General features: G+C 63.3%; 22 protein-coding genes, 1 pseudogene and 1 CRISPR repeat array (1 of these 24 cut by a window edge). Of the genes and pseudogenes, 10 read left to right on the top strand and 13 right to left on the bottom strand.

Annotated features, from left to right (window positions below):
* Positions 1-20 precede the first annotated feature (20 nt).
* On the top strand, positions 21-1,820 hold the full coding sequence (locus DFO58_RS17680; protein ID WP_120991887.1) for an FMN-binding glutamate synthase family protein: 1,800 nt from the start codon (positions 21-23) through the stop codon (positions 1,818-1,820).
* On the opposite strand, the gene DFO58_RS17675 is transcribed toward DFO58_RS17680, so the two are convergent.
* The 4 genes from DFO58_RS17675 to DFO58_RS17660 all read right to left on the bottom strand — a co-directional run bounded on the left by DFO58_RS17675 (position 1,817) and on the right by DFO58_RS17660 (position 4,750).
* Positions 1,817-2,878 carry an enoyl-CoA hydratase/isomerase family protein gene (locus DFO58_RS17675; protein WP_120991886.1) on the bottom strand — a complete coding sequence of 354 codons (1,062 nt, stop codon included), beginning with the start codon at positions 2,876-2,878 and terminating at the stop codon, positions 1,817-1,819. The two genes, DFO58_RS17680 and DFO58_RS17675, sit on opposite strands and share 4 nt — an antisense overlap.
* A 48-nt stretch (positions 2,879-2,926) precedes the next feature.
* A complete protein-coding gene (locus DFO58_RS17670; protein WP_120991885.1) occupies positions 2,927-3,832 on the bottom strand; it encodes a LysR family transcriptional regulator in 906 nt (301 codons plus the stop codon).
* Between the two features lie 46 nt (positions 3,833-3,878).
* Positions 3,879-4,142 carry a hypothetical protein gene (locus DFO58_RS17665; RefSeq protein WP_047119996.1) on the bottom strand — a complete coding sequence of 88 codons (264 nt, stop codon included), beginning with the start codon at positions 4,140-4,142 and terminating at the stop codon, positions 3,879-3,881.
* Between the two features lie 131 nt (positions 4,143-4,273).
* The gene (locus DFO58_RS17660; protein ID WP_047119995.1) at positions 4,274-4,750 is read right to left on the bottom strand and encodes an Lrp/AsnC family transcriptional regulator; all 477 of its coding nucleotides are present in this window, start codon (positions 4,748-4,750) and stop codon (positions 4,274-4,276) included.
* A 221-nt stretch (positions 4,751-4,971) separates the two neighbouring features.
* Here DFO58_RS17660 and DFO58_RS17655 point away from each other — a divergent pair, with 221 nt between their 5' ends.
* Positions 4,972-6,228 carry an MFS transporter gene (locus DFO58_RS17655; protein ID WP_120991884.1) on the top strand — a complete coding sequence of 419 codons (1,257 nt, stop codon included), beginning with the start codon at positions 4,972-4,974 and terminating at the stop codon, positions 6,226-6,228.
* Between the two features lie 193 nt (positions 6,229-6,421).
* Positions 6,422-6,715 carry a hypothetical protein gene (locus DFO58_RS18855; protein ID WP_286163663.1) on the top strand — a complete coding sequence of 98 codons (294 nt, stop codon included), beginning with the start codon at positions 6,422-6,424 and terminating at the stop codon, positions 6,713-6,715.
* On the opposite strand, the gene DFO58_RS17645 is transcribed toward DFO58_RS18855, so the two are convergent.
* From DFO58_RS17645 to DFO58_RS17635, 3 genes are all read right to left on the bottom strand, one after another.
* Complete coding sequence (locus tag DFO58_RS17645) at positions 6,702-7,703, bottom strand: LLM class flavin-dependent oxidoreductase (RefSeq protein ID WP_047119993.1); 1,002 nt, start codon at positions 7,701-7,703, stop codon at positions 6,702-6,704. The two genes, DFO58_RS18855 and DFO58_RS17645, sit on opposite strands and share 14 nt — an antisense overlap.
* 115 nt (positions 7,704-7,818) lie before the next feature.
* Positions 7,819-8,022 (bottom strand): cold-shock protein, encoded by a 204-nt coding sequence (locus DFO58_RS17640; protein ID WP_028268826.1) that lies wholly within the window; start codon positions 8,020-8,022, stop codon positions 7,819-7,821.
* A 293-nt stretch (positions 8,023-8,315) separates the two neighbouring features.
* Positions 8,316-9,833, bottom strand: a complete 1,518-nt coding sequence (locus DFO58_RS17635; protein ID WP_053798708.1) for an MFS transporter — start codon at positions 9,831-9,833, stop codon at positions 8,316-8,318.
* A gap of 129 nt (positions 9,834-9,962) precedes the next feature.
* Between DFO58_RS17635 and DFO58_RS17630 the strand changes: the two genes are divergently transcribed.
* The gene (locus DFO58_RS17630) at positions 9,963-10,517 is read left to right on the top strand and encodes a TetR/AcrR family transcriptional regulator (protein WP_047119991.1); all 555 of its coding nucleotides are present in this window, start codon (positions 9,963-9,965) and stop codon (positions 10,515-10,517) included.
* 18 nt (positions 10,518-10,535) lie between these two features.
* Positions 10,536-11,792 carry an MFS transporter gene (locus DFO58_RS17625; RefSeq protein ID WP_047119990.1) on the top strand — a complete coding sequence of 419 codons (1,257 nt, stop codon included), beginning with the start codon at positions 10,536-10,538 and terminating at the stop codon, positions 11,790-11,792.
* A gap of 19 nt (positions 11,793-11,811) precedes the next feature.
* Here DFO58_RS17625 and DFO58_RS17620 read toward each other — a convergent pair whose 3' ends face one another.
* Both DFO58_RS17620 and DFO58_RS17615 read right to left on the bottom strand, forming a co-directional pair.
* Complete coding sequence (locus tag DFO58_RS17620) at positions 11,812-12,468, bottom strand: TRIC cation channel family protein (RefSeq protein ID WP_053798706.1); 657 nt, start codon at positions 12,466-12,468, stop codon at positions 11,812-11,814.
* 67 nt (positions 12,469-12,535) lie between these two features.
* Positions 12,536-13,075, bottom strand: coding sequence for a DUF1697 domain-containing protein (locus DFO58_RS17615; RefSeq protein ID WP_053798705.1), 540 nt, complete (start codon positions 13,073-13,075; stop codon positions 12,536-12,538).
* 74 nt (positions 13,076-13,149) lie between these two features.
* On the opposite strand from DFO58_RS17615, the gene DFO58_RS17610 reads away from it, so the two are divergent.
* Positions 13,150-15,105, top strand: a complete 1,956-nt coding sequence (locus DFO58_RS17610; RefSeq protein ID WP_120991883.1) for a prolyl oligopeptidase family serine peptidase — start codon at positions 13,150-13,152, stop codon at positions 15,103-15,105.
* Positions 15,106-15,123: 18 nt separating this feature from the next.
* Here DFO58_RS17610 and DFO58_RS17605 read toward each other — a convergent pair whose 3' ends face one another.
* Positions 15,124-15,519 (bottom strand): RNA-binding S4 domain-containing protein, encoded by a 396-nt coding sequence (locus tag DFO58_RS17605; RefSeq protein ID WP_120991882.1) that lies wholly within the window; start codon positions 15,517-15,519, stop codon positions 15,124-15,126.
* A gap of 39 nt (positions 15,520-15,558) precedes the next feature.
* Positions 15,559-15,873 (bottom strand): hypothetical protein, encoded by a 315-nt coding sequence (locus DFO58_RS17600; RefSeq protein ID WP_286163662.1) that lies wholly within the window; start codon positions 15,871-15,873, stop codon positions 15,559-15,561.
* 135 nt (positions 15,874-16,008) lie between these two features.
* Here DFO58_RS17600 and DFO58_RS17595 point away from each other — a divergent pair, with 135 nt between their 5' ends.
* The 3 genes from DFO58_RS17595 (at position 16,009) to DFO58_RS17585 (ending at position 19,876) form a co-directional block, all read left to right on the top strand.
* Complete coding sequence (locus DFO58_RS17595) at positions 16,009-18,423, top strand: Tex family protein (protein ID WP_286163661.1); 2,415 nt, start codon at positions 16,009-16,011, stop codon at positions 18,421-18,423.
* Positions 18,424-18,567: 144 nt separating this feature from the next.
* Complete coding sequence (locus DFO58_RS17590) at positions 18,568-19,059, top strand: ferritin (protein WP_047119984.1); 492 nt, start codon at positions 18,568-18,570, stop codon at positions 19,057-19,059.
* A gap of 169 nt (positions 19,060-19,228) precedes the next feature.
* Complete coding sequence (locus tag DFO58_RS17585; protein WP_053798700.1) at positions 19,229-19,876, top strand: SH3 domain-containing protein; 648 nt, start codon at positions 19,229-19,231, stop codon at positions 19,874-19,876.
* Positions 19,877-19,879: 3 nt separating this feature from the next.
* On the opposite strand, the gene DFO58_RS17580 is transcribed toward DFO58_RS17585, so the two are convergent.
* Entirely contained in the window at positions 19,880-20,545 is a 666-nt protein-coding gene (locus tag DFO58_RS17580; RefSeq protein ID WP_183043257.1) for a response regulator transcription factor, read from the bottom strand.
* A gap of 409 nt (positions 20,546-20,954) precedes the next feature.
* Here DFO58_RS17580 and DFO58_RS18925 point away from each other — a divergent pair.
* A pseudogene (locus DFO58_RS18925) lies at positions 20,955-21,935 on the top strand (choice-of-anchor G family protein); the annotation flags it as partial.
* Between the two features lie 213 nt (positions 21,936-22,148).
* On the opposite strand, the gene DFO58_RS17575 reads toward DFO58_RS18925, so the two are convergent.
* The gene (locus DFO58_RS17575) at positions 22,149-22,502 is read right to left on the bottom strand and encodes a hypothetical protein (RefSeq protein WP_120991879.1); all 354 of its coding nucleotides are present in this window, start codon (positions 22,500-22,502) and stop codon (positions 22,149-22,151) included.
* 350 nt (positions 22,503-22,852) lie between these two features.
* A CRISPR array of direct repeats spans positions 22,853-23,056; the repeat unit is 29 nt; unit sequence GAACACCGATGCGAACACGGATGTGAACA; it runs 737 nt beyond the window's last position.

Here is a 23,056-nt window from a genome sequence, read left to right as displayed (position 1 = left end):
TGCGGGGTTAGGCTCGCCACATGATGCGCATAGTTGTCCTCCTGTTTTTAGCTGTGCTGGTGGCGGGCTTCGTCATCACGGCAATCCTCGCGGGAACCTCCGGGGAGTGGGTCTGGTGGATCCTAGTGGGGCTGACCGGCCTGCTGGTGGCCCTGGGCATCCACGATCTGGTGCAGAAACGCCACGCGATCCTGCGCAATTTCCCGATCGTCGGCCATGCACGCTACCTGTTCGAGTTCATCCGGCCAGAGATCCAGCAGTACTTCATCGAGCGAAACACCGATGGGAAGCCATTCAGCCGGGATACCCGTTCGGTGGTCTACGCCCGCGCCAAGGGGGTGGACAGCCACAAGGCCTTCGGCACCGAGCTTGACGTGAACCGGGTGGGGCACGAGTACCTGGTGCACTCCACCGCGCCGGTGGCGCCGCCCTCCGAGCAGCACAGGGTCCGTATCGGCTCCAGCCAATGCACCCGTCCCTATGACATCTCGCTGCTGAATATCTCCTCGATGAGTTTCGGTGCGCTGTCCTCCCACGCTGTCATGGCGATGAACAAGGGCGCTTCCATGGGCGGATTCGTGCAGGAGACCGGCGAAGGCGGGCTGACCAAATACCATCTGGAGTACGGCGCAGACCTTTTCTGGGAGATCGGCTCCGGGTACTTCGGCTGCCGCACCGAGGAGGGGCGCTTCGCGCCGGAAACCTTCCGCGCCAAGGCCAGCCGCGAGGAAGTCAAGGGCATCACCATCAAGATCTCCCAGGGCGCCAAGCCCGGTTTGGGCGGCGTGCTGCCGGCGGCGAAGATCAACGAAGAGATCGCCGAGGCGCGCGGCGTCCCCATGGGGCAGGACTGCATCTCCCCGGCGAGCCACCCTGAATTCTCCACCCCGCGCGAGCTGCTGGAGTTCGTGGCCCTGCTGCGCGAGCTCAGCGGCGGCAAGCCGGTGGGCATCAAGTTCTGCGTGGGCTCGCGCACCGACGTGATGGCGATCTGCAAGGCGATGCTGGAGACCGGGACCCTGGTCGACTTCATCACCGTGGACGGCGCCGAAGGCGGCACCGGTGCGGCGCCGATCGAGTACGAGGACCATGTAGGCACCCCGCTGACGGAGGCGCTGATGCTGGTGCACACGATCCTGGTGGGCACCGGGTTGCGCGAGGAGATCCGGCTTGCGGCCGCCGGCAAGGTGGCCAGCGGCTCGGATATCGTCAAGCGGCTGATCCAGGGCGCCGACTTCACCTTCGCCGCCCGCTCCATGATGATGGCCACCGGCTGCATCCAGGCCCAGCAGTGCCACACCAACCATTGCCCGGTGGGCGTGACCACGCAGAACAAGCGCCTGGAACGCGCGCTGGACGTCCAGGACAAGGGGCACCGCGTGTACAACTACCACCGGCTCACGGTCACGGAAGCCGGCCAGCTGATGGCGTCCATGGGACTGACCAGTCCGGAGCAGCTGAACACGCGGATGCTGCGCCGCCGGGTGAACCTGCAATCAACCCGTTCCTATGCGGAGCTGTTCCACTGGCTGCGCCCCAACGAGCTGCTGGAGAATCCGCCGGCTTCCTGGGTCCAGGACTGGCAGGAAGCGGATCCGGACCACTTCGGCGAATTCGTACCGGTGCCCTACGGGGTGCCGCGCGGGGTGGGCATCGAACCGCCCCGGCGGGAAGAGGAACCGGCCGACGCGGTCAGCGCACCGCGCGTGGAGCCGCGCAACTCCACGAAAGTGCATCCGGTGCACCAGGACGTCACGCGTCCCGAAGGGCAGCCCGGGAACCAGCTCGTGGACCAGCAGCACGAGCCGCAGCAGCCCTAGGCGTCGGCCGGGTCCATCAGCTCCAGCAGCGCGTCCTGGTCGACGGCTTCCAGGGTGCCCGGGGTCCACGAGGGGTTGCGGTCCTTGTCGATGACCTGGGCGCGGATTCCCTCGGCGAGGTCGGGCCGGTGCATCAGGTGCGCGGCCAGCCGCAGCTCGCGGTCTAGCGCCGAACGCAGGTTGTCCTCGGCGCGGGCGGCGCGCACCGCATGGAACGCCGAGGCGACGGAGGTGGGGGAGTTCTGGGCGATCAGGGCGGCCGCCTGCTTGGCATGCGGGTGCACCATCTGCTCCAGGCGCTGCACGACGTCCTCCGGGCTGGCGGCGCTGAAGGCGTGGTCCACCCAGCCCTGGTCCAGTTCAAGCCGGTGGGATTCCGCCGCGCCGTGCATCACCTCGATCGCCGCGGCCAGGTCCCCGGCGTTCAGGCCCATGTATTCGTCCAGGTGGTCAAGGATGTTTGCGGCGAACTCCTCCGAGACCACGACGTCGGCGAAGCCCAGATAGACGGCGTCCGCGCCGGTGAAGGAGTCCGCGGTCATGGCGAAGTATTCGCCGAAGTGGCCGGGCATGTTGGCCAGCAGGTGGCTGCCGCCGACATCCGGGGTGTAGCCGATCTTGGCCTCCGGCATGCCCATGCGGGCCCCGGCGGTCACCAGACGCACCGGCGCATGGCTGGCCAGGCCGATGCCGCCGCCCATGGTGATGCCGTGCGCCAGGGTGACCAGCGGCTTGGGGTAGGAGGCGATGAGCTGGTCGGTGTCGAACTCGTTGGACAGCAGGTTGAGGAAGGCCTCGTGGCGTCCGGTGGTCACCGCGGCGTGGAAGTCGGCGATGTCCCCGCCGGCGCAGAATCCGCGCGATCCGCGCCCGGTGAGCAGCACCGTGGAGATCTTCGGGTCCTCGGCCCAGGCCTTGAGCACGCGGTGCAGCTCCAGCAGCATCTGGAGGTTCAGGGCGTTCAGCTTCGCGGGGCGGTTCAGTTCCAGATGGCCCAATGCGCCGTAGACCGTCGAAATGACCAATGGTTCTGCCGGAGAATTGCTGTCGTGCGCCACGAAGTACCTGCCCTGCTGAGTTCTTGAACGAGTGTTGTTGGCTTAAGCCTAGTGGGCCAGCACCTGGGCGAGGCGGTCCAAAACCAGGTCAGCCTTCGGCTTCTTCGAATTCTCCGGTTTCAGCGCGAAGATGGAGCGGGCCAGCCGGATTTCCGGGGCGTCGACGATGCGGATGCCTTCAGGGGCGTTGGCCATGGCCAGGTCGGGCACCAGCGCCGCGCCCAGCCCGGAGGCGACCAGGCTCAGCGAGGCGTTGAAGTCGTCGCAGTAGGCCGAGACCTGCGGATGAATGTTGTAGGAGGCGAACAGCCGCGAGATCAGCGTCGCGTCCGAGGTGCCGGGGTGGTGGAAGATCCAGGGCCATTCGGCCAGCTGGTCCACGGTCAGCTGGGAGTCCTCGGCGATCGGCCAGGAGGAAGGGATGACCACGCGGAACTGGTCGTCGCCCAGCCAGGTGCGTTCCAGCGAGGCTGGCCAGGACAGGCCGCCGGGGCCCACCTGGAAGATGAGCGCCAGGTCCAGGTCGCCGCCGCTGCCCAGCCCGGCCACGGTCTGCTGTGGTTCGCCGATCCACAGGCGCAGGTTGATGCCCAGCGAGGGCCAGTCCTCGGCGGTGAGGATCTGCGGCAGCGCGAAGGTCGCCAGCGACGGGAAGATGCCGAGCTTGATTTCCTCGTTCTCCGCCGAATCGGTGGAGATGGTCGTGACGTCCGCCATGAGGGCGTCGAGATCCGTGAGGACACGTTTCGCGTGGCGCACCATGCGCAGCGCTCCGGCGGTCGGGGTGATGGAACGGGCGCCGCGGACGAACAGGGTGGTGCCCGTGCTGCGTTCCAGGGCGGTCATCTGCTGGGAGACGGCGCTGGCGGTATAGCCCAAGCGGGTCGCGGCGGTCGCGAATGAACGGTGTGCAACCACCTCGAGCAGGGTACGCAAGTGAACTGGATTAATCACTTCTAAAGTCTAAGACCTTCAGCCCAACCTTCGCTTAGTCAGTGAGCTAGTCCTCATCTTCGCGCTCGCCGTCCTCCGAATCCTCGTCGTCGTCCTGGCCGTCCTCGCTGAACTCGTTGTCCAGCTCGTCTTCGGTTTCCAGGTCATCGTCATAGAGGTAGTGGCGCTGGGCCAACGGGTCGATGTTGCGCATGGTTTCGGGCATGTCGCTGGATCCCTCGTAGGCCTGCGAGTCGCGGCCGTCGTCCGGCTCGTAGATGTCGTTGCCGTATTCGGGGGCGAAGTCGGTGGGTTCAAAGTCCCGGCTCATGGCGTGCTCCTTCGATTGGACGAGGATCTGCCGGAAGTCGGGCACATACCTCGTGACTTCTCTTGGCTCCAGCCTAGAACCCTTATGACCTGAACAAAAGACTTGTAATTGCGTGTCGCGGGTGGTTGCGATCAGTGGTCGTGCTCGGCGTAGTGCTCCAGCAGCGGAGCGGTGCGATAGGCCAGGTGGGAGTGCAGCGCGAAGGTCGTTTCCGAGCGGGTCACGCCCTTGATGCGCAGGATTTGGCGCAGCACCGACTGCAGCTGGTGGGTGTCGGTGGCGATGAGGCGGACCCAGACGTCTCCGCGCCCGGAGGTCTCGTGGATTTCCAGCACGTTCGGGATCTGGCGCAGCGCGGTGATGACCGCGTCCAGCTCCCGGTGGTTCACCTCCAGGGTGACGAAGGCCAGCACGTCGTAGCCCAGCACACCCAGGTCGATGTCGCGCCCGCCTTCGCGCAGCACCTCGGAGCGCTGCAGCCGGCGCAGGCGGGACTGCGCGGTGTTGCGGGCGACCCCGGCTTCGTCGGCAAGCTCTGAAACCTGGATGCGTGGGTCCCGGATCAGGGCCAGAAGAATCTTCAGGTCAACGTCGTCCAACCGCACCATTTGCTCACTCCCGATACCGCCATAGGCCATAAATTTGACCATATTGCTCAAATTCTATCAACAAACAATCCTTGGTGAGATCAGATGACGGATATTTGTGAGAGAACGATCTGTTGCAGTAGACAAACGCAAGCAGAACGCTCAAACAACCGGTGGGGCAGCGAGTGGCCCCACCGGTAAAAATTTTTCCCCTGCCGACAGCTATTTCCGCGGGAGCGCCAATGTCCGTCATCAGTGAGCTGCGTATGCAGCACAGCACGCCGCGCATGATGTCATGGAACCCCGGCACCACCACCCGCTTGGCCATCACCATCCTGGTCAGCTTCACGCTGCTGGTCGGCGCTAACCTGGCAACGCCGCTGTATCCCCAGCTGCAGGCCGACCTGCACCTGGGCGCCATGGGCACCACGATCGCCTTCGCCTCCTATGTCTGCTCCCTGATGTTCTTCCTGCTGGTGGTCGGGCATTGGTCGGACCATGTGGGCCGCCGCGCCGCCCTGGTGCTGGCCGTCGGGGTCTCGCTGCTCGGTACGCTGGCGTTCGGCTCGGCCGGGAACCTGTGGCAGCTGTGCCTCGGACGAGGGCTGCAGGGCGCTGGAATCGCCCTGGCCACCGGGGCAAGCGCCGCGGCGCTGCGCGAACTGCTGCCGAGCAAACCCGAATGGGCTTCGCGTTTCACCCTCCTGGCTTCGTCGGGAGGCGTGGCATTCGGACCACTGATCGGCGGCGCGCTGGCGGGCCTTCCGGGAGGCCGCTCCACGGTGTTCCTGATCCAGGCCGTCCTGCTGCTGGTCGTCCTGGTTCCGCTGGGCACACTGCAAGCGCGCCCGGCCATTGCCATGGCGAACCGCGGTGAAAGAAGCCGCGCGCTGGCTCCGCGCCGCGTGGGCATTCCGTCCAACGCCCGCACCGAGTTCTGGATGGCTTCGCTTGTCGGTTTCCTCAGCTTCGCGATCTTCGGTTTCGTGCTGTCCTTGGCACCGGGCTACCTGGCCGGAGCCTTCGAGCTGCAGTCCCTGTGGGCCGTCGGGCTGGTTGCCGGGCTGCCGCTGGGTATCGCCGCGCTGTCGCAGATCGTGGTGCGCGGCGGAAAGATCCTGCTGCCGCTGGGCTTGGGGCTGATGGCCGCCGGGACCCTTGCCTTGCTCGTTGGCGCCACCCTGGGCTGGCTCTGGCTCGGGGTGCTGGCCATGGTGGTCCTCGGCTTGGGCCAGGGCATCGCCTTCCGCACGGCATTCGGCCTGTGCGTGGATGCTGTCAGCCCTGCGTCCCATGCGCAGACCGTCTCCAGCATCTACCTGGTCACCTATCTGGGCAGCGCGCTGCCGGTGATCGTGCTGGGTTGGGCCGCGGGGCGCTTCGGGCAGCTGCCGAGCATCATGGTGTTCTGCATTGCCGGTGCGGCGGCTGCCTTGCTGATGCTGGTATGGTCGGCGCTGTCCCTGCGCAGGACTGGCGGCCCCTCGCGCGTAGTGTAGGGGGCATGAGCGCTTCGGCCCTACGTGCACCGACCGCGCCGCCCTGTGGGCCGCAGCAGCCAGGTCCTTGCTCCCGCGCTGCGGCTGGGCTTGGTGACCGGTATTTCCTTCATCGAGGCACCGCTGAAATTCACCGCCCCGGGGATCACCATTCCGCTGGGGTCGGGCATCGGGCGCCTGGTCTTCTTTGCGAGTGAACATCGTTGGAATCCTGCTGTTCATCGCCCTGCTGCTCGGCACGCCCAGGCGCGGCACCGACACGGCCTGGAAAGGGGGCGTGGGGATTGCCGGCCTCGTGCTGCTGCTGAAGAAGGCAGCGATCCGCCCCGGCTCGTCCCGCCGCACCGATGCGGTGCTGTCCGGGAACTTCGGGGGCGGATCGCTGTGGCACTGCGCCTATATCGGAGCCGAAGGGGTGCTGACCGTGACGCTGGCGGTGCTGCTGGTCATGGCGGTCAGGCGCTGGGTGACGATCAGCGCGCGCTGACCAGTTCGGCGGCGTCGGCGGTGATCATGACCGATTCCAGGCGGGCCTGCTCGTCGGTCGGGTAGTGCACGGTGATCAATTCATCGGCTTGGGCGGTCTGCGCGAAATGCGCGAGGTACTCGGTAACCTGCTCGCCGGTGCCGACCGCCGAATACCGCATCATGTCCAGGATCTGCTGGGCCTGCGGCGTGTCCATGAGCATGTCGATTTCAGCCTCGGTGAACTCCTTGTCCGCTCCGCGGCCCAGGAAGCTGGCCACGCGGTGGCGGCGTGCGACATTGAACAGTTCATGGGCCCGTTCGCTGGTCTGCGCCGCCAGCACGCCGACGCCTGCGATGACGTATGGCTCGGAGAGCTGCTCGGAGGGGGTGAATTCCTCGCGGTACAGCTTCACCGCCTGGTGCAGGGCCGCGGGGGCGAAGTGCGATGCGAAGGAATACGGCAGGCCCAGCTGGGCTGCCAGCTTCGCCCCGAACAAGGAGGAACCCAGGATGTACAGCGGGACGTTCGTTCCGGCGCCGGGGATGGCCTGCACCGTGGGGATGCGGGATTTGCCGGCGAGGTACGCCTGCAGTTCCAGCACGTCGTGCGGGAAGGAGTCCGCTGCCGACGGATCGCGGCGCAACGCGCGCAGGGTCGTCATGTCGGTGCCCGGGGCGCGGCCCAGGCCCAGGTCGATGCGGTCGCCGAAAATCGTGGCCAGGGTGCCGAACTGCTCCGCGATCACCAACGGCGAGTGGTTCGGGAGCATGACGCCGCCGGAACCCAAACGGATGCGCTCGGTGTGGTGGGCGATGTGGCCAATCAGCACGGAAGTCGCGCTGGAGGCGATATTCGGCATGTTGTGGTGTTCGGCGTACCAGATGCGTTCGTAGCCGTGGCGTTCAGCAGTTTGCGCAAGCCTGACGGATGATTTGAATGAGTCTGCAATTGAGCCGCCGGGAGACACCGGGGCGAGGTCCAAAATCGATAGCTTCACCTTGTGCATAACCATGGGCCGGCTGCGTCTATTCCGTGGCGGGCACGGAAAAACCGATGGGTGGCTATCCATTGCGGATAGCCACCCATCGGGTGAAGTCAGGCGTTAGTGCCAAAGACCTTCTTTAGAGAGCACGGATGTCTGCAGCCTGCAGACCCTTTGGACCCTCAACTACTTCGAACTCAACCTTCTGGCCCTCGTCCAGGGTGCGGAAGCCCTGGGTCTGGATTGCGGTGAAGTGTGCGAAGACGTCTGGATCGCCGCTGTCTGGAGCGATGAAGCCGAAGCCCTTTTCAGCGTTGAACCACTTGACGATTCCGGTTGCCATATTCTTATTTGGTCCTTTCAGACGTTTCTCGCCATGGTTTGTGCGGCGAGCTTGGTTGTATCCACGCAAGTTCCACGCTGGTTGCGCGAGGTGAACTTGCGAAGCAGCCAAGTCATTCACTTCACGTCTAGAAGGGGTTCGCGCCAACCAGGGATGGTCCGACATTCACAAACTTCTAAAGGGTACTTCGCGAATTACTTTGGAACTACACTGCCTAGCCTACGTGGTCAAAGTCGACTTTTGAATAACTTTGCAGCAATTTATCGAAAATTTGAGATATCGTCGCGAAAGCTTCACTTCACGGCTGGTTTGATGATTTTCACGACCATGACCGCGGCGATCAGCGAAAGCACCGCGGCGATGCCCGAGGTGAACAGCACGCCGTGGTCGAAAGCCTGCGCGGCGGATTCGATCAGGGCCTGCGCCGAGGCCGGGTCCAGACCCGCAGCCACGTGGTGAGCGCCGCTGAGGGTTTCGCCCGCCTGGGCCGCCGCATCGGGGGAGATGCTGCCCGGCACCTTGAGGTTCGAGCTGTAGACAGTGTTCAGGATGGTGCCCAGCACGGCGGTGCCCAGCACGGCGCCGACCTCGTACGCGGTCTCGGAAATGGCCGAGGCAGCCCCGGCCTTGGAAGCCGGCACCGCGGCCAGCGCCATGTCGTTGGACAGCGTTTCGGTCATGCCGATGCCGATGCCCAGCACGCAGAAGGCTGCCATGAGCAGCACGACGTTCGGGTTGCTGCCCGCCACGATCACCATGGTGTAGGCCGTGGCCGAGAACAGCAGGCCCAGGATCATGATGTTCGGTGAACCGAAGCGCTTGGACAGCGGGACGGAGAGCAGGCCGAAGCCCATGGTCAGGATCAGGCCCGGAGTCATCAACAGTCCGGCCTCGATCGGGCTGTAGCCGGCGATCAGCTGCAGGTGCTGGGAGACGAAGTAGATGAAGCCGACCAGCGAGAACACGCCGATGAGGTTCACGATCAGCGAGCCGGAGAAGCGGCCGTTGTTGAACAGGCGGACGTCGATCATCGGCTTGTCGGAGCCCAGCTGGCGCCGCACGAAGGTCACGCCGCACACCACCGCCAGTGCCAGGGCGCCCAGCGGGATGTACCATGGGCTGCTCGAGAAGGACTTGATGGCGTAGGTGAATGGCAGCAGGGTCATCACGATCAGCAGGATCGAGACCGGATCCACGCGTCCCGGGTTCGGGTCCTTGGACTCCGGAACCAGGATCAGCCCGCCGATCAGCAGCGGCAGCAGCATCGGGACGGCGATCAGGAAGACCGAGCCCCACCAGAAGTGCTCCAGCAGCAGGCCGCCGACGATCGGGCCGAGCACCGAGCCGCCGGAGAAGGCAGAGGCCCAGACAGCGATCGCGGTGCGGCGTTCGGTGTCATCGGTGAAGATATTGCGGATCAGCGACAGCGTGGCAGGCATCAGCATCGCGCCGAAGATGCCCAGCAGGGCGCGGGCGGCGATCAGCTGGCTCGCGTCGGTGGCGAACGAGGCCAGCGCGGAGACAATGGCGAAACCCGAGGCGCCGATCAGCAGCAGCCGGCGGCGTCCGATGCGGTCGCCCAGCGAGCCGAACGGCACCAGCAGGCCGGCGAGGATCAGCGGGTAGATGTCGATGATCCACAGCAGCTGCGCGCCGCTGGGGGAGAGGGCTTCGGAAATCGCCGGAACCGCGAAGGTGAGCACGGTGTTGTCCACCGAAATCAGCAGCACCGGGAAGAGGAGCGCTACCAGCGCCGCCCAACGTCGCGGCTTGGACAGCGTTGAGGTGTGGTCGGAGAGCAGTGGGCTCATGGGTATCATCCTGATGATCGTTAACGGGGCTGAATGCCTGAACAATTCGTAACTATACCGTCTGGACGGTATAGTTACAATTCTTGGGTATGGTTGTATCCATCACTTCAACTAATCGAATGGAGTCCCATGGCAAGGCCGGCGGCAGCGCGCGTCAAGGTTCTGGACGCATACATCTCATTGCTCTGCGAGGAAGGCGAGCGTGCAGCAACCCTGGAAGCGACCGCCGCGCTGGCCGGGGTGTCCAAGGGCGGGCTGCTGTACCACTTCGCCTCGAAGGAAGCCCTGGCCGATGCGGTTATTAAGTTAAGTGAAGAACTGATCCTGATCGACCTGAAGGACATGGCCCAGGCCGAAGAGGGGCCCGCCGCCTACTTCATCCGGACCAGCGCCGAGGTGAACACCGAACTGGACCGCCTGCTGGTGGCCCTGCATAGGCTTGCGCATTCGGGGGTTGAAGCGGCCACCGCGCAGATGGAAAGCATCAACGAGCGCTGGCTGGCCGCGCTCATGGAGGAAATCGGCGACAAGGATATCGCCCATCTGGTGATGCTGGTCAGCGAGGGGCTTTATGCTTTCTCCGGTACTCCGGGCACCTGGTACGCCCGCCATTTTGAAGGTAACCTGTCTCACTTATTAGAGTTGGTTCCGCAACTGAAAAAGTTGGGAACTAACAACCAGTAGTCAGCGGAGAACCAATCGATGTCGAATGCCAGCCCGAAAACCTCACTCAAGGGAAGAATCGGGGCACTGCTGGGCATTCTGCTGATGGCCCTGTCCCTGCGCGCAGCGGTCGTTTCCGTGCCGCCGCTGCTGGCCCGGATCCAGGTCGACATCGAATTCACCGAGTTCACCATCGGCCTGCTCGCCACCCTGGCGCCCATCGTCTTCGCTTGCTTCGGCCTGCTGACGCCGCGCCTGATCCGTTCCTTCGGGCTTGAGAAGACCCTCATCACCGCCATCGCGCTGGCCGTGGTCGGGCAGGTGGCTCGCGTCTTCATGCCGGAGGTCTATTCCTTCCTGGCGCTTTCGATCATCGCGCTGGCCGGATACGGCATGGGCAACGTGGTGCTCCCGCCGCTGGTCAAGAAATACTTCCCCGACCGCATCGGACTGGTGACCAGCGGCTACGTCACGATGCTTGCGGTAGGCACTTGGATGGCCCCGCAGTTCTCGGTGCCGCTGGCCAACGCCAGCGACTGGAAGATCTCCATCGGTTCCTGGGCGCTGCTGTCGATGATCGTCCTGGTGCCGTGGATCATCCAGCTGGTGGCCGACCGCAATGTGGACCGCCCGGACCAGCCGGTGCAGGCGGTCGGCGCGGCGCAGCCAATCGCGAAGATCAATCCGTGGAAGTCCAAGGTCGCCTGGGGCTTGGCCATCTTCCTGGCCGGAAATTCCGCGCAGACCTACGTGTACTTCACCTGGCTGCCGCCGTACCTGCAGGACCGCGGGCTGAGCGAGCTGTCCGCCGGCAACATGCTGGCCCTGTTCGCGATCCTCGGCCTGCCGGTCTCCCTCCTGGTGCCGCTGTGGGTTCCGCGCCTGAAGAATCCGATCATCGCTGTGCTGATCTTCACCGCCTGCTGGGTTTCGGGGCACCTTGGCATCTACCTGTCTCCCACCGAAGGCACCGTGCTGTGGGTCTGCCTGGCCGGTCTGGGCCAGGGAACCTTTGCCATCGCCCTGCTCATGATGAATCTGCGCTCGCGCACCACGTACGGATCCGGCGTGCTTTCGGGATTCGCCCAGGGCCTGGGTTACGCCGGCGCGGGCATCGTTCCGCTGCTGTTCGGCGTGGTGCAGAAGTCCACCGGCTCGTGGGGCCCTGCCTTCGCGATGCTCGGGGCCTGTGTGCTGGTGATGCTCATCGGCGCGATCATCATCAACCCGTCGCGCACCATCGAGGACAGCGTGGAAGGCTCCGAGAAAGCCGGCCGGCTCGAACGCATCGGTTAGGTTCCCGGGCGCCCGTGGCCTAGAAGTTCCGGCGTGGCCCGTCGCCGTGGTTCGGGATGTTCGGCTGCCGGTGCCAATGGCCGGCCGCCAGCGGGACGCTCCAGCCGAACCGGATCGAGGCCAGCCGCAAGACGAAGGTCAATCCGGCGATGCCAGTGCCAACCGCGATATTCAGCACATCGAAGTGCCAGGCGAACGCGGTGGCGGTGGCGCCGAGGATGGCCGGGAGGGCGTAGACGTCGCGGGGGTTGAACAAATCCGGGGTGACGTTCGAGATGACATCGCGCAGCATGCCGCCGCCCACGCCAGTGATCACCCCGAGCAGCACCGCGGTCACCGGGTTCACGTCGTTCTCCAGCGCCTTCATGGTGCCGGTCATGCAGAACAGCCCCAATCCCGCCGCGTCGAAGATCTGCACCAGCCGGTGCAGCTTCTGTACCGCAGGAGTGAAGGCGTACACGCACAGCGCTGCCAGCACCGGCGGCAGGAAATACACCGGATGCGCGAAGGTGGCGGGGGACTGGTTCAGGATCAGGTCGCGGACCACGCCACCGCCCAGGCCGGTGACGCCGCCGAGGAACGCCGATCCGAGCATGTCGAATCCTCGCCGCGCCGCCATCAGCGATCCTGAGACGGCAAAAAAGAAAATACCAACGAGTTCGATAAGGGTCAGCATTCACGGACTTTCACTGAGGATCCAACGGCAAAAAAGCGCAACGCTCAATTATTGCCCGTGAAGGCGCTCAGCGAATAATCGCCGCCAGCTTCACCAAGGTGTTGTGGTTCCGGGTCGTGATCACCCGCTTGCGGGCCTGGGCGGTGGTGAGCTTGGCCAGCGGATCGGTGGTGCTCTGCCCCTTGCGCACGATCCAGCACAGAGCCCTGCCCAGCACGTCCACCGCCGGCTGCGGATCAAGGCCGCGGGCCAGCTCGCAGAGCTCCGCCGCATCGGCGGCGGATTCGCACAGGGTGAGGTATCCGTGGTGCTCGGCCGCGGGCTCGGGCAGTTCCAGGACGAAGGGCTGCGCCAGCTGGAGGATCTCCTCCCGGGTATAGACCAGTGTGGGAATGCTCCGGCCGTAGCGCTCCTCCAGCAGCTCGTTGCACCGCCGCTGCACGGCCTGCGCCTCGGAGAGCTCGGATTCGAGGACTACGTTGCCGCTGGCCAGCAGCGTGCGCACCTCGGTGAAGCCGCCGTCGGCCAGCAACGAGGCCAAATCCTTCATCAGGACCTTGACCCCGCCCACGTTCACGCCGCGCAGAAAGACCGCAAAAGTTGTCATGAGTTAATCCAAGCCGAACATCTTTGTACTTGTCGAGGGTCGTTTGGCATCAAAAATCTGGTTAGGATCGAATCATGCCTTCGAAACTGCCCTACGGATCCTGGCCCTCGACTATTTCCGCGAACGACGTCGCCGCGGGGACCAAACCACTAGGCGGTGCATGCTTCCACGGGCATGACGTCATCGTCCAGGAAGGCCGCCCCGCAGAAGGCGGACGCATCACCCTGGTCAGCTACCCGCTGGATCAGCCGGGTGAACCAATCGAGTTGATCAGCAAGCCCTACAACGTCCGCTCCCGGGTCCACGAGTACGGCGGTGCCAGCTGGAAGCTGGTCACCGGCCGCCTGCAGGACGCCATCGTCTTCACCAACTTCGCCGACCAGCGGGTGTACCTGCAGCAGCTCGGGCAGGTTACCCCGATCGCACTGACCCCGGACTCGATGTCCGGCGGGAACCCGCAGCTGCGCTTCGCGGAGTTCATCGACGGACCCAACCGCAGCGTGCTGGCCATCATGGAAGACCTGCGCTCCGAGCCGGTGCGCCACATCGTGCAGATCCCGCTGGACGGCTCCGCGGCCCAGGACGCCACCCGTATCCGGGTGCTCACCGCGCCGGCCCGCTTCGTGGCCGCGCCCCGGCTGAGCCCCTCGGGAAAGATGCTGACCTGGATCAGCTGGGAACACCCGAACATGCCCTGGGACGGAACGCAGCTGCACCTGGCCGAGGTGGCAGGCAACGGGCAGCTGGAAGACACCGTGATCGCCGGGGCCCAAGACATCTCGATCATGCAGCCCGAATGGGTGGACGAGGACCGCATCGCGTACGTCAGCGACGAATCCGGCTGGTGGAATCCCTACATCCACCAGGTCAGCTCCGCCCGCGCCACCCGGCTGGTGGACCGCGCCGCGGAATTCGCGGGACCGCTGTGGCAGGTCGGAAGTGCCTGGTACGTGCTGGAGGACCAGCGCACCCTGCTGTGCTCCTACGGCACCGGCACCACCAAGCTGGCACGGGTCCATGCGCTGACCGGGGGACTTGAGGACCTGCCGCTGCCCTTCACCCGGGTGCGCCCGCTGCAGGTGCGCGACGGCTGGCTGCTGGCCGGAACCTCCTCGATGACCCAGGGCGAGCAGATCACGCTGGTCAACCTTGACACCCTGGAGCACCGCGCCGTCGCCGGTTCCATCGCGCGGCTTCCTGATCCGGCCATGCTGCCGCAGGTCGAGGAATTCGAGTGCACGAACGTGGCCGGCCAATCGGTCCACGCGCTGCTGTACCGCCCGCGCCAGGACGGCTTGACCGGCCTGGACGGCGAGCTGCCGCCCTATGTCACCTTCGTGCACGGCGGGCCCACCGCGCAGGCCGCGGCCACGCTGAATGCAACCATCGCCTACTACACCTCGCGCGGCATCGGCGTGGTGGACGTGAACTACGGCGGCTCCACCGGATACGGCCGCGACTACCGCAACCGCCTGCGCGGCCAGTGGGGCGTCGTGGATGTTGCGGATACCGTCTCGGTGATCAAGGCGCTGGTGGCCCGCGGGATCGCGGATCCGGCGCGCGTGGGCATCGAAGGCGGCAGTGCCGGCGGATGGACGGTGCTCAGCGCGTTGACCAACTCCGAGGTGTTCCGCGCCGGGATCAGCCGCTACGGCGTCTCGGACCTGGTCGCCCTGGTGCAGGACACCCATGATTTCGAGTCCCAGTACATGTTCTCGCTGGTCGGACCATACCCCGAAGCCGCGGAGCTGTATGAGAAGCGCGCGCCGATCAACCACGTGTCAAAGATTTCCTGTCCGGTCTTGTTGCTGCAGGGGGACGAGGACCTGGTGGTTCCGCCGTCGCAGTCGCAGGTCGTGGCCGACGCGCTCGCCGCCCGCGGCATTCCCCATGCCTACATCCTGTTTGCCGGGGAGCAGCACGGTTTCCGCCAATCGGAGAACATCATCAGCGCCCTGGAAAGCTCGCTGGCCTTCTACGCGCAGATCTTCGGCTTCGAAACCGATGCCCCGGCCATCGAGCTGTCGTAGCGCGGCGGATGACCCGGCCTAGTCTTCGGGGTCGATCCAGGAGGCCCTCAGGCGATCCATTTCGCGGCGGTCCTTCTTGGTGGGGCGGCCTGCACCGCGTTCGCGCATCGGAACCTGCGGGACGATGATTTTCTCGCGCGGTTCGCTGTGGTCGATGTAGCATTTCACGGCCACGGAGGCGCTCATGCGCTTGGAGATCAGGCCGACGACTTCCAGCTCGCGATCGAAGCCGTTCTTGCGCACACGCACGCGGTCGCCCGGAACCACCGGCTGCGCGGCCTTTGCGGACACTCCATTCAGCCTCACATGGCCGGCGCGGCAGGCAGCCGTCGCCTCGGACCGCGTCTTGTAGGCGCGGACAGCCCAAAGCCAGGCATCAATTCGGATTTTGCCGGTTGTCGGAATTTCGAGCATGAAAAAAGTCTAGGCCAGGACCTGAGCGCGCCGCGCGCACTAGTTGGCTTGGGAGGTCGCGTCGTCGCAGGCCTGCACGAGGCGTTCCTGCAATCGGGTGGACACCGAGTCGCCGGAATCGGCCAGATCGTTCAGGACGTCAACCAGATCCTGTGGCAGGCCCCCGCCTTCTACCGCACCGACCAGCGATGTCAGTACACGCAGTTCGCTCGCGTCGATTCGACCGTCCTGGATCGGCGCGCAAGCCTGCCGGACGATTTCCTTGGACGCCGCATCGGTGAGCTCGTTGGCCGCCGAATTCGCTGTGTCCTGGATGACCGAGCAGCCCGCGCTGAAGAGTGTTGCCGATGACACCAGAAGCAGGATTGCCGCGTTTCGAACCTTTACTTTCCCCATGGCAATAAATCTTAGCCGCGAACTTTTGGGATCTCCTGAAAGCCAGCCGAGTCGATCATTAGAACCGAAACGCTCATGGGGCACAATGGTTCGGTGAGTAGCGATCAGAAGAACAACGCAGTCAGCAATGCCACCGAACAGCGCATCATCGAGGTGCTGGGCCGGGAACTGTCCGTCGAATCGATGGTGCAGCCCTGGCAGGTCAAGGCCGCTATTGAACTGCTGGATTCCGGATCGACGGTGCCCTTCATTGCGCGCTACCGCAAGGAAGTCACCGGCATGCTCAGCGACAGCCAGCTGCGACTGCTCGAAGAACGCCTGCGCTACCTGCGCGAACTCGAAGACCGCCGCGTGGTGGTCCGCGAAGCTATTTCCGAAGCCGGCAAGCTGACCGACCAGCTCGATGCGGCCATCGCCGCAGCGAGCACCAAATCCGAGCTGGAGGACATCTACCTCCCGTTCAAGTCCAAGCGCCGCACCAAGGCCCAGATTGCCCGCGAAGCCGGCCTGGAGCCGCTGGCGGACCTGCTGCTCGCAAATCCGCAGACCGACCCGGCGGCCGCTGCCGCCGACTATCTCAACGCCGACGCCGGATTCCCGACAGATCTGGACGTGCTTTCCGGAGCCCGTTCAATCGTCACCGAGCGGGTTTCCCAGGATGTCGTGCTGGCGGCAGACCTGCGAGAGCGCCTGTGGACCAACGGCAAGATCGGCGCCAGCATCGCCGCCGGAGCCACAGCGGAAGGCCAAGGCAAGTATTCCGACTATCTGGACTACGTGGCGGACTTGGACAACCTGCCATCCCACCGCGTGCTCGCGCTGCTGCGCGGGGAACGCGACGGGGTGCTGAATCTTCAGCTGGCCGAGGCGGACCCGCGCGACGCGGAAGCCGTTGACCAGGCCCGCGCAGGCTACGAGAACGCGATCGCCGCTTCGCTGGGAATCAATGCCCCGGCTGACGCCCCGGCCGGCAAGTGGCTGGCCCAGACCGTGCGCCTGGCCTGGAAAGCCCGCCTGCTCACCCGCTTCGAATCGGATCTGCGTTCGCGCCTGTTCGAGGAAGCCGAGGACGCCTCGGTGAAGATCTTTGCCGCGAACCTGCGCGACGTGCTGCTGGCCGCACCGGCCGGCAACAAGGCAGTCCTGGGGCTGGATCCGGGACTGCGCACCGGCGTCAAGGTCGCAGTCGTGGACCTGACCGGCAAGTCCATCGAGACTGCCACCATCTACCCGCACGCACCGGCGAACAAGTGGAACGAATCGGTCGCGATCCTGACCCGGCTGGCGCAGAAGCACGGCACCACCTTGATCGCAGTGGGCAACGGCACCGCAGGGCGCGAAACCGACCGGCTGGCCGCCGAAGTCATCAAGGCAGTGGGCACCGCCGAGGTTAGCAAGGTCATCGTCTCGGAGGCCGGTGCCTCGGTGTACTCGGCTTCCGAACTGGCAAGCCAGGAGCTGCCGGGCATGGACGTGTCGCTGCGCGGCGCGGTTTCCATAGCCCGCAGGCTGCAGGATCCGCTGGCTGAACTGGTCAAGATCGATCCCAAGTCCATCGGCGTGGGCCAGTACCAGCACGATGTCACCGCCTCGAAGCTCGACCGCGCGCTGGACGCCGTGGTTGAGGACTGCGTGAACGCCGTGGGCGTCGACGTGAACACCGCGTCCCCGTCGCTGCTGGCCCGCGTGGCCGGCGTCGGACCGCTGCTGAGCCGCAACATCGTCGAGCACCGCAACGCCAACGGGCCTTTCGCCACGCGCAAGGACCTGCTCAAGGTGCCGCGCCTCGGCACCAAGGCATTCGAGCAGTGCGCTGGATTCCTGCGCATCACTGGCGGCAAGGAACCGCTTGACGCCTCCTCGGTGCACCCGGAAGCCTATGACCTGGCCCGCGCACTGCAGAAGGCCGCCGCGCAGCAGGGCCGTCGCCTTGAGGAACTGAAGCCTGCGGACTTCGTCACCGAGCAGTTCGGCGAACCGACCATCCGCGACGTGGTGGCAGAGCTGCAGCGTCCGGCCCGCGACCCGCGCGGCGAATTCGTCACTGCGACGCTGAAGGAAGGCGTTGAATCAATCGGCGACGTCAAGCCGGGAATGATCATGGAAGGCACAGTCTCCAACGTGGCGGCGTTCGGCGCCTTCGTCGATCTGGGTGTGCACCAGGACGGGCTGATCCACGTGTCGGCGATGAGCACCAAGTTCATCTCGGATCCGCGCGAAGTGGTCAGCTCCGGGCAGATCGTCAAGGTCAAGGTGCTGGAGGTGGATACGGACCGCAAGCGCATCTCGTTGACCCTGCGACTGGATGATGAGCTGCCGGCCGTCGGCGAATCCGGCAAGCCGAACGGGCAGCGCGAGCGCAGCCCGCGCGGCCACGGACAGAATTCCCGCTCCGGACAGCAGCGCTCGGGTAACCGGGGCCGGCCGAATGGCGGCAACCGGGCCGAAGCTCCTTCGGGAAACACGGCCATGGCAGAAGCCCTGCGGCGGGCAGGATTGGGCAAATAGGACGTGCATGTTCGCCTTCCCTAAGTTAGGTTAGTGCGGGCTATGTCAACCCGGGCCCAACTAGGGTTTATTGCCTAATTCCAGTACTACTAAGTGAGTCCAAACTTCGATGACAACGGTTTTGAAGCGTTCTAGTCTAAAGACATGGAACTTACAGGAAAACTGGCAGAAGCCTTCAACACGCAGGTAACCCTCGAACTGACTGCTGCAACGGTTTACCGCCAGCTGGCAGTTGAAATGGATATCATGAGCCTTCCTGGCATCGCCGGTTGGTTCCGAGCCCAGGCCGCTGAAGAAATCGTCCATGCTGAAAAGTTCATGGACCACATGACCGACCGATCGGCACACCCGAGGATCGGCGAGCAGTCGGCTCCCGTAGTCAACGTGAAATCCGTTGCGGATGCCTTCGCTGCATCCTTGGCCCACGAGCAGAAGGTCTCGGAAGCGATCCGCGAGCTGTACCGCTTGGCGCAGACCGAGGGGGATATCGACTCGCTTCCGTTGCTGCACTGGTTCATCGACGAACAGGTCGAAGAAGAAGCCACGGTCTCCGAGATCCTGGACCGTGTCAACTTGATCGGAAACGACGGCAACGGACTGCTTCGCCTGGATTCCGAATTGGGCGCGCGCAAGTGAAACTAATACGCAGAAGAACCAACTTCTAAAAATGGAATAAACTTAGGGGAAGCGACATTTGTTGCTTCCCCTAAGTTTTCTTTTTGAGGTGCTCGTGAATCAGATGGGTTATTCGCAGTCAACGGCTCGTTCGTCGTCGGCATCGCGTACGCATCGAACCACGGCACCATTGAAACTGCGCAAGGGCGCAGGCCGGCACTACCTGGTGCAAAGCAATTTGGATCAGGGAACCGAGCTGACCTTGGTCAAGGTGCACGGTTCGTGGGCGCACGTCTATGTTCACAAGATTTATGGATGGGTGCCGAACATTTATCTGGAACCGATTCCGGCGGAGTTCGATGAGCCTGTGGTTAACCAGTCTGACGACGATCACGACGAACGAACCCTCTCACGTTACTCCCTGGTCGAGACGACGCACTCGACCACCGCGACCCTCAATCTGCGCAAGGGCAGCGGCACCGGATATCCGGTGCTCATGGTGATCGATCAGGGCGCCAAGGTGCGTCTGCTGCTCCAGCAGGGGCTGTGGTCCCAGATCCAATGCGGAAAGCTGCACGGCTGGGTGCCGAGCATGTACCTTCACGAGCTGCCGGCCCGACCTGCAAAGGGCGGATTGATGGCAGTTCCCAATCAGCGTGCGCTGACTACGATCGGCTTGAACGCACGTCGCGGACCGGGCGACCACTACGGTTTGGCGCGCATCCTCCAGGCGGACACCGCCGTGGTGATTGTCGCCCGACAGGGTGCCTGGCGACAGATCGACCGCGACGGTGAACAAATGTGGATCCCGGCCAGCCAGCTGCGCACTGTCTACTAGAACTCAGGCAATCTGCAGATCAGCGGACGTGATCAGGCCGGTTTCCGCCGCAATGACTGCAAGCTGCACCCGGTTTGTCACCGAAAGCTCATCCATGATGCGTGCCAGATAGAGTTTCACCGAGCCCTCACTGATGTGCACCGCACGGGAAATCTGGACATTGGTCAGACCTGCGGCAACCAGGCTGACCAGCTGCCGGTCGCGTCCGGACAATGCCCGGATAATCGTCTGGTTTTCCGTGCGCTTCTCCATGCGAACCGGGTACTCCCAGCCATCCGTTGGCGGAGCGAACAACTGGTACCCGGCGGCCACCATGCGCAGCGCACTGGGCAATTCCGTGCTGATGGAACTCTTGGAGATGATTCCTGAGCTTCCCGCATCGTAGGCCTGTGTCACTTCGTCGCGGTTGTACCTGGTAGCCAACACGACCACTTTGCTGTTTGGCGCCGCGGCTACGAATTGGCGGACGGACTTGAAAAGGCTGTCTCCGCTCAGCGAAGTCTCCAGCAGAATAATGTCTGGCTTTGTCTGCGATGCGTTCTCCAACGCTTCAGCCATCGATCCTGCAATAGATTCAACGACGATATCTCGTTCTGCTGTCAGTGCACCTACGATTCCGGCACGCGAAAAATGATCGCTGTCGGCAAGATGAACTCGAATTTCAGTCATTGGGGGCATCCTTGGCTTGGCTTCCGTCAACTCAGGCCTGCAGCATCTTGCCCCTCACGTCCCCGCGTGATCCCGTGCTGCAACTAGGTTCATTCTATGGCCAAGCAGTTAGAGGAAATAACCCCACCGGCAAATGTTAATTGTTCACTTGACCAGTTGCAGAGTGAGCCAATCCTCTTTACGAATTCTGTTAACCGGCGAGAACGCCGAAGATACGCGCAAGCAGAGAAATAAGTTACCGCGCAGTTTATCCCATTAGTGATGGAAATTATCCAACTGGATAGAAAATATGACCTCAATCTGCCAAGAAATAGCTGAAAGAAACCTGAGTGCGCAGATACCTCGCACCTAGGGTCGATATGGGGCTTGCCTAAAGTTCCGCGATCACAAACAACCAGGGAGGACTGCGGTGCAAGATAGTCATTTGCCGCCTGAGAAGAAGGGTGCGGCCCCTCGTGCTGCTCGTCGGGTTCTAGCCGGCGCTGTAGTTACAAGTCTGTTTATCGCACCATGTGTGACCGCCGCTTATGCGGCACCGACAGATACGTCCGAGGCTCTAGGCCGGACAATCGACCTTAATCTATTGACGATTCCTGTAGCAGATGCAGGATTCGCACACTCCGGAAGTCCGAGTTCACCGGCTGCGGAACACGCACCTTTGAACGTAAGCGCGCTTGGCGCGCTAAATCTGGATCTGGGGCAGGGTCTGCAACTTCCACTTATCGGCGAGGCAGGCACTGGGCTCCTTCAGCTCGGCCAAGCCGGCGTGCTCAATTCTTTCGCTGAGGCTTCATCGGCCACCAGCGCCAAGGCTGGAGCCGGTGCAGTAAGCGCAAACGGCGCGATTGCGCTGGATGCCGAGGGCTCGGACTCAATGATGGCGAATATTGATCTGACTAAGTTGCTTGAGCAACTTGAGGTCGACAATCTGACTGACGCGCTAATTGATGAAGCGTCCTTGGAAATTGGCGCTCTCGGCTCGACTGCTGAGAAGACGAACGGTTCCGTTAAGACCGAATACTTGATCGCTGGCGCCAATGCAACGATCAGCAGCCCCGCTGTTGAAGGGCTGACTACCTCACTTGGCGGTGTGGTTGACGGACTCGGCACTACGTTGAATACGACGCTGTCGTCTGATGGTGTCTTGGGAACCATTACTTCTGGTCTCGAAGCTATCGATATTGATCTGAGGCCCTTGGCCCGGATCGGCGTTACTGATTCCAAGGTTGCGCTCGACGGTGTAGATGCTGCATTGAACCAGGTGAAGACCGATGTGCTGCAAGGCGTCATCACCTCCGAAACTGGCCTTGTTTCGATCGACCTGAGCACAGGAGAAGTCTCAGTTGATCTGTCTAAGGTAACGACCGGTGGTCTGAACGGGAAAACGGCAAACTATGAGCTTCTTAGCGCGGAAGCGGTTCAGGAAATTGCCGATGAAGTTACTTCGGCCCTGTCCAGTATTATCACCGATCTGCGAGATGCACTTGTCGCAGCTCTAGACGAAATTGATATCGTGGTCGATCTGGGCCTGGAAGCACGACTCTTGGTACCTTTGGCAACGGGTGACGCGAAAATTACGGGCAGCGTCGCAAGCTTCCTTAGGCTAGTGGATACTGAGCCAACTACCGTTGTGAACTTGAACCTTGCAGGACTCAACCTTGGTGCGCTCGTCACACCGCTCGTTGAGGGCGTCGTTGGAGTCGTCGGTGGAGCCATCGGTCCGGTTCTTAACCCAGTGGTTGATGGGCTTGCCGGAACTATCACGGGCATTGTTGATGGCGTAACCAAGCCGCTTGAACCTGTGCTTGAAGGCGTTTTGAATGAAATCGTTGAAGTCACCCTGAACGAACAGGGCAAAACCACCATCGACGATCCGAGCGTAGACCCTGACTCTACGCAAGAAGCGGACTACGTGACTGCTTTGTCCGTGACTTTGCTGCCAGGAATGGGCGAGCAAGCGAATAAAGTTTCGCTGGCTCGTTCGGAAGTTCGTGCTGATGATCAGGCGACGGCAAAGGTCGAGATCTTATCGCCAGAAGATTCTTCCGTACTAGAGCCTGGTGATGTTGAAGTGACGGGCAAGGGCGAGCCTGGTACTGAGATTCTGGTTGCCCTTGACGGTGGTGAAGCAGTTTCTGTAGTGGTTGATCCTGACGGCAACTGGCGGCACGTCTTCACTGGTGTTCCTGAAGGTGAACATTTCATCACCGCAGCAGATGAGCTTACTAATGATCGGGTTGATTTCAAATCCGAAGCTCAAAGTTCGGGGGAAAACGTCTCAGATAACACTGCGGATAATACCGCTGTGAACACTGCGGATAACGCGGCTGCGAACACCGATGCGAACACCGATGCGAACACGGACGTGAACACTGCGGATAACGCGGCTGCGAACACCGATGCGAACACGGATGCGAACACTGCGGATAACGCGGCTGCGAACACCGATGCGAACACGGATGTGAACACTGCGGATAACGCGGCTGCGAACACCGATGCGAACACGGATGT

Source organism: Arthrobacter sp. AG1021 (genome assembly GCF_003633665.1).
GTDB lineage: Bacteria > Actinomycetota > Actinomycetes > Actinomycetales > Micrococcaceae > Glutamicibacter > Glutamicibacter soli.
The sequence above is the reverse complement of the archived record's forward strand: the minus strand, read 5'-3'. Positions and strand labels throughout refer to the sequence as shown.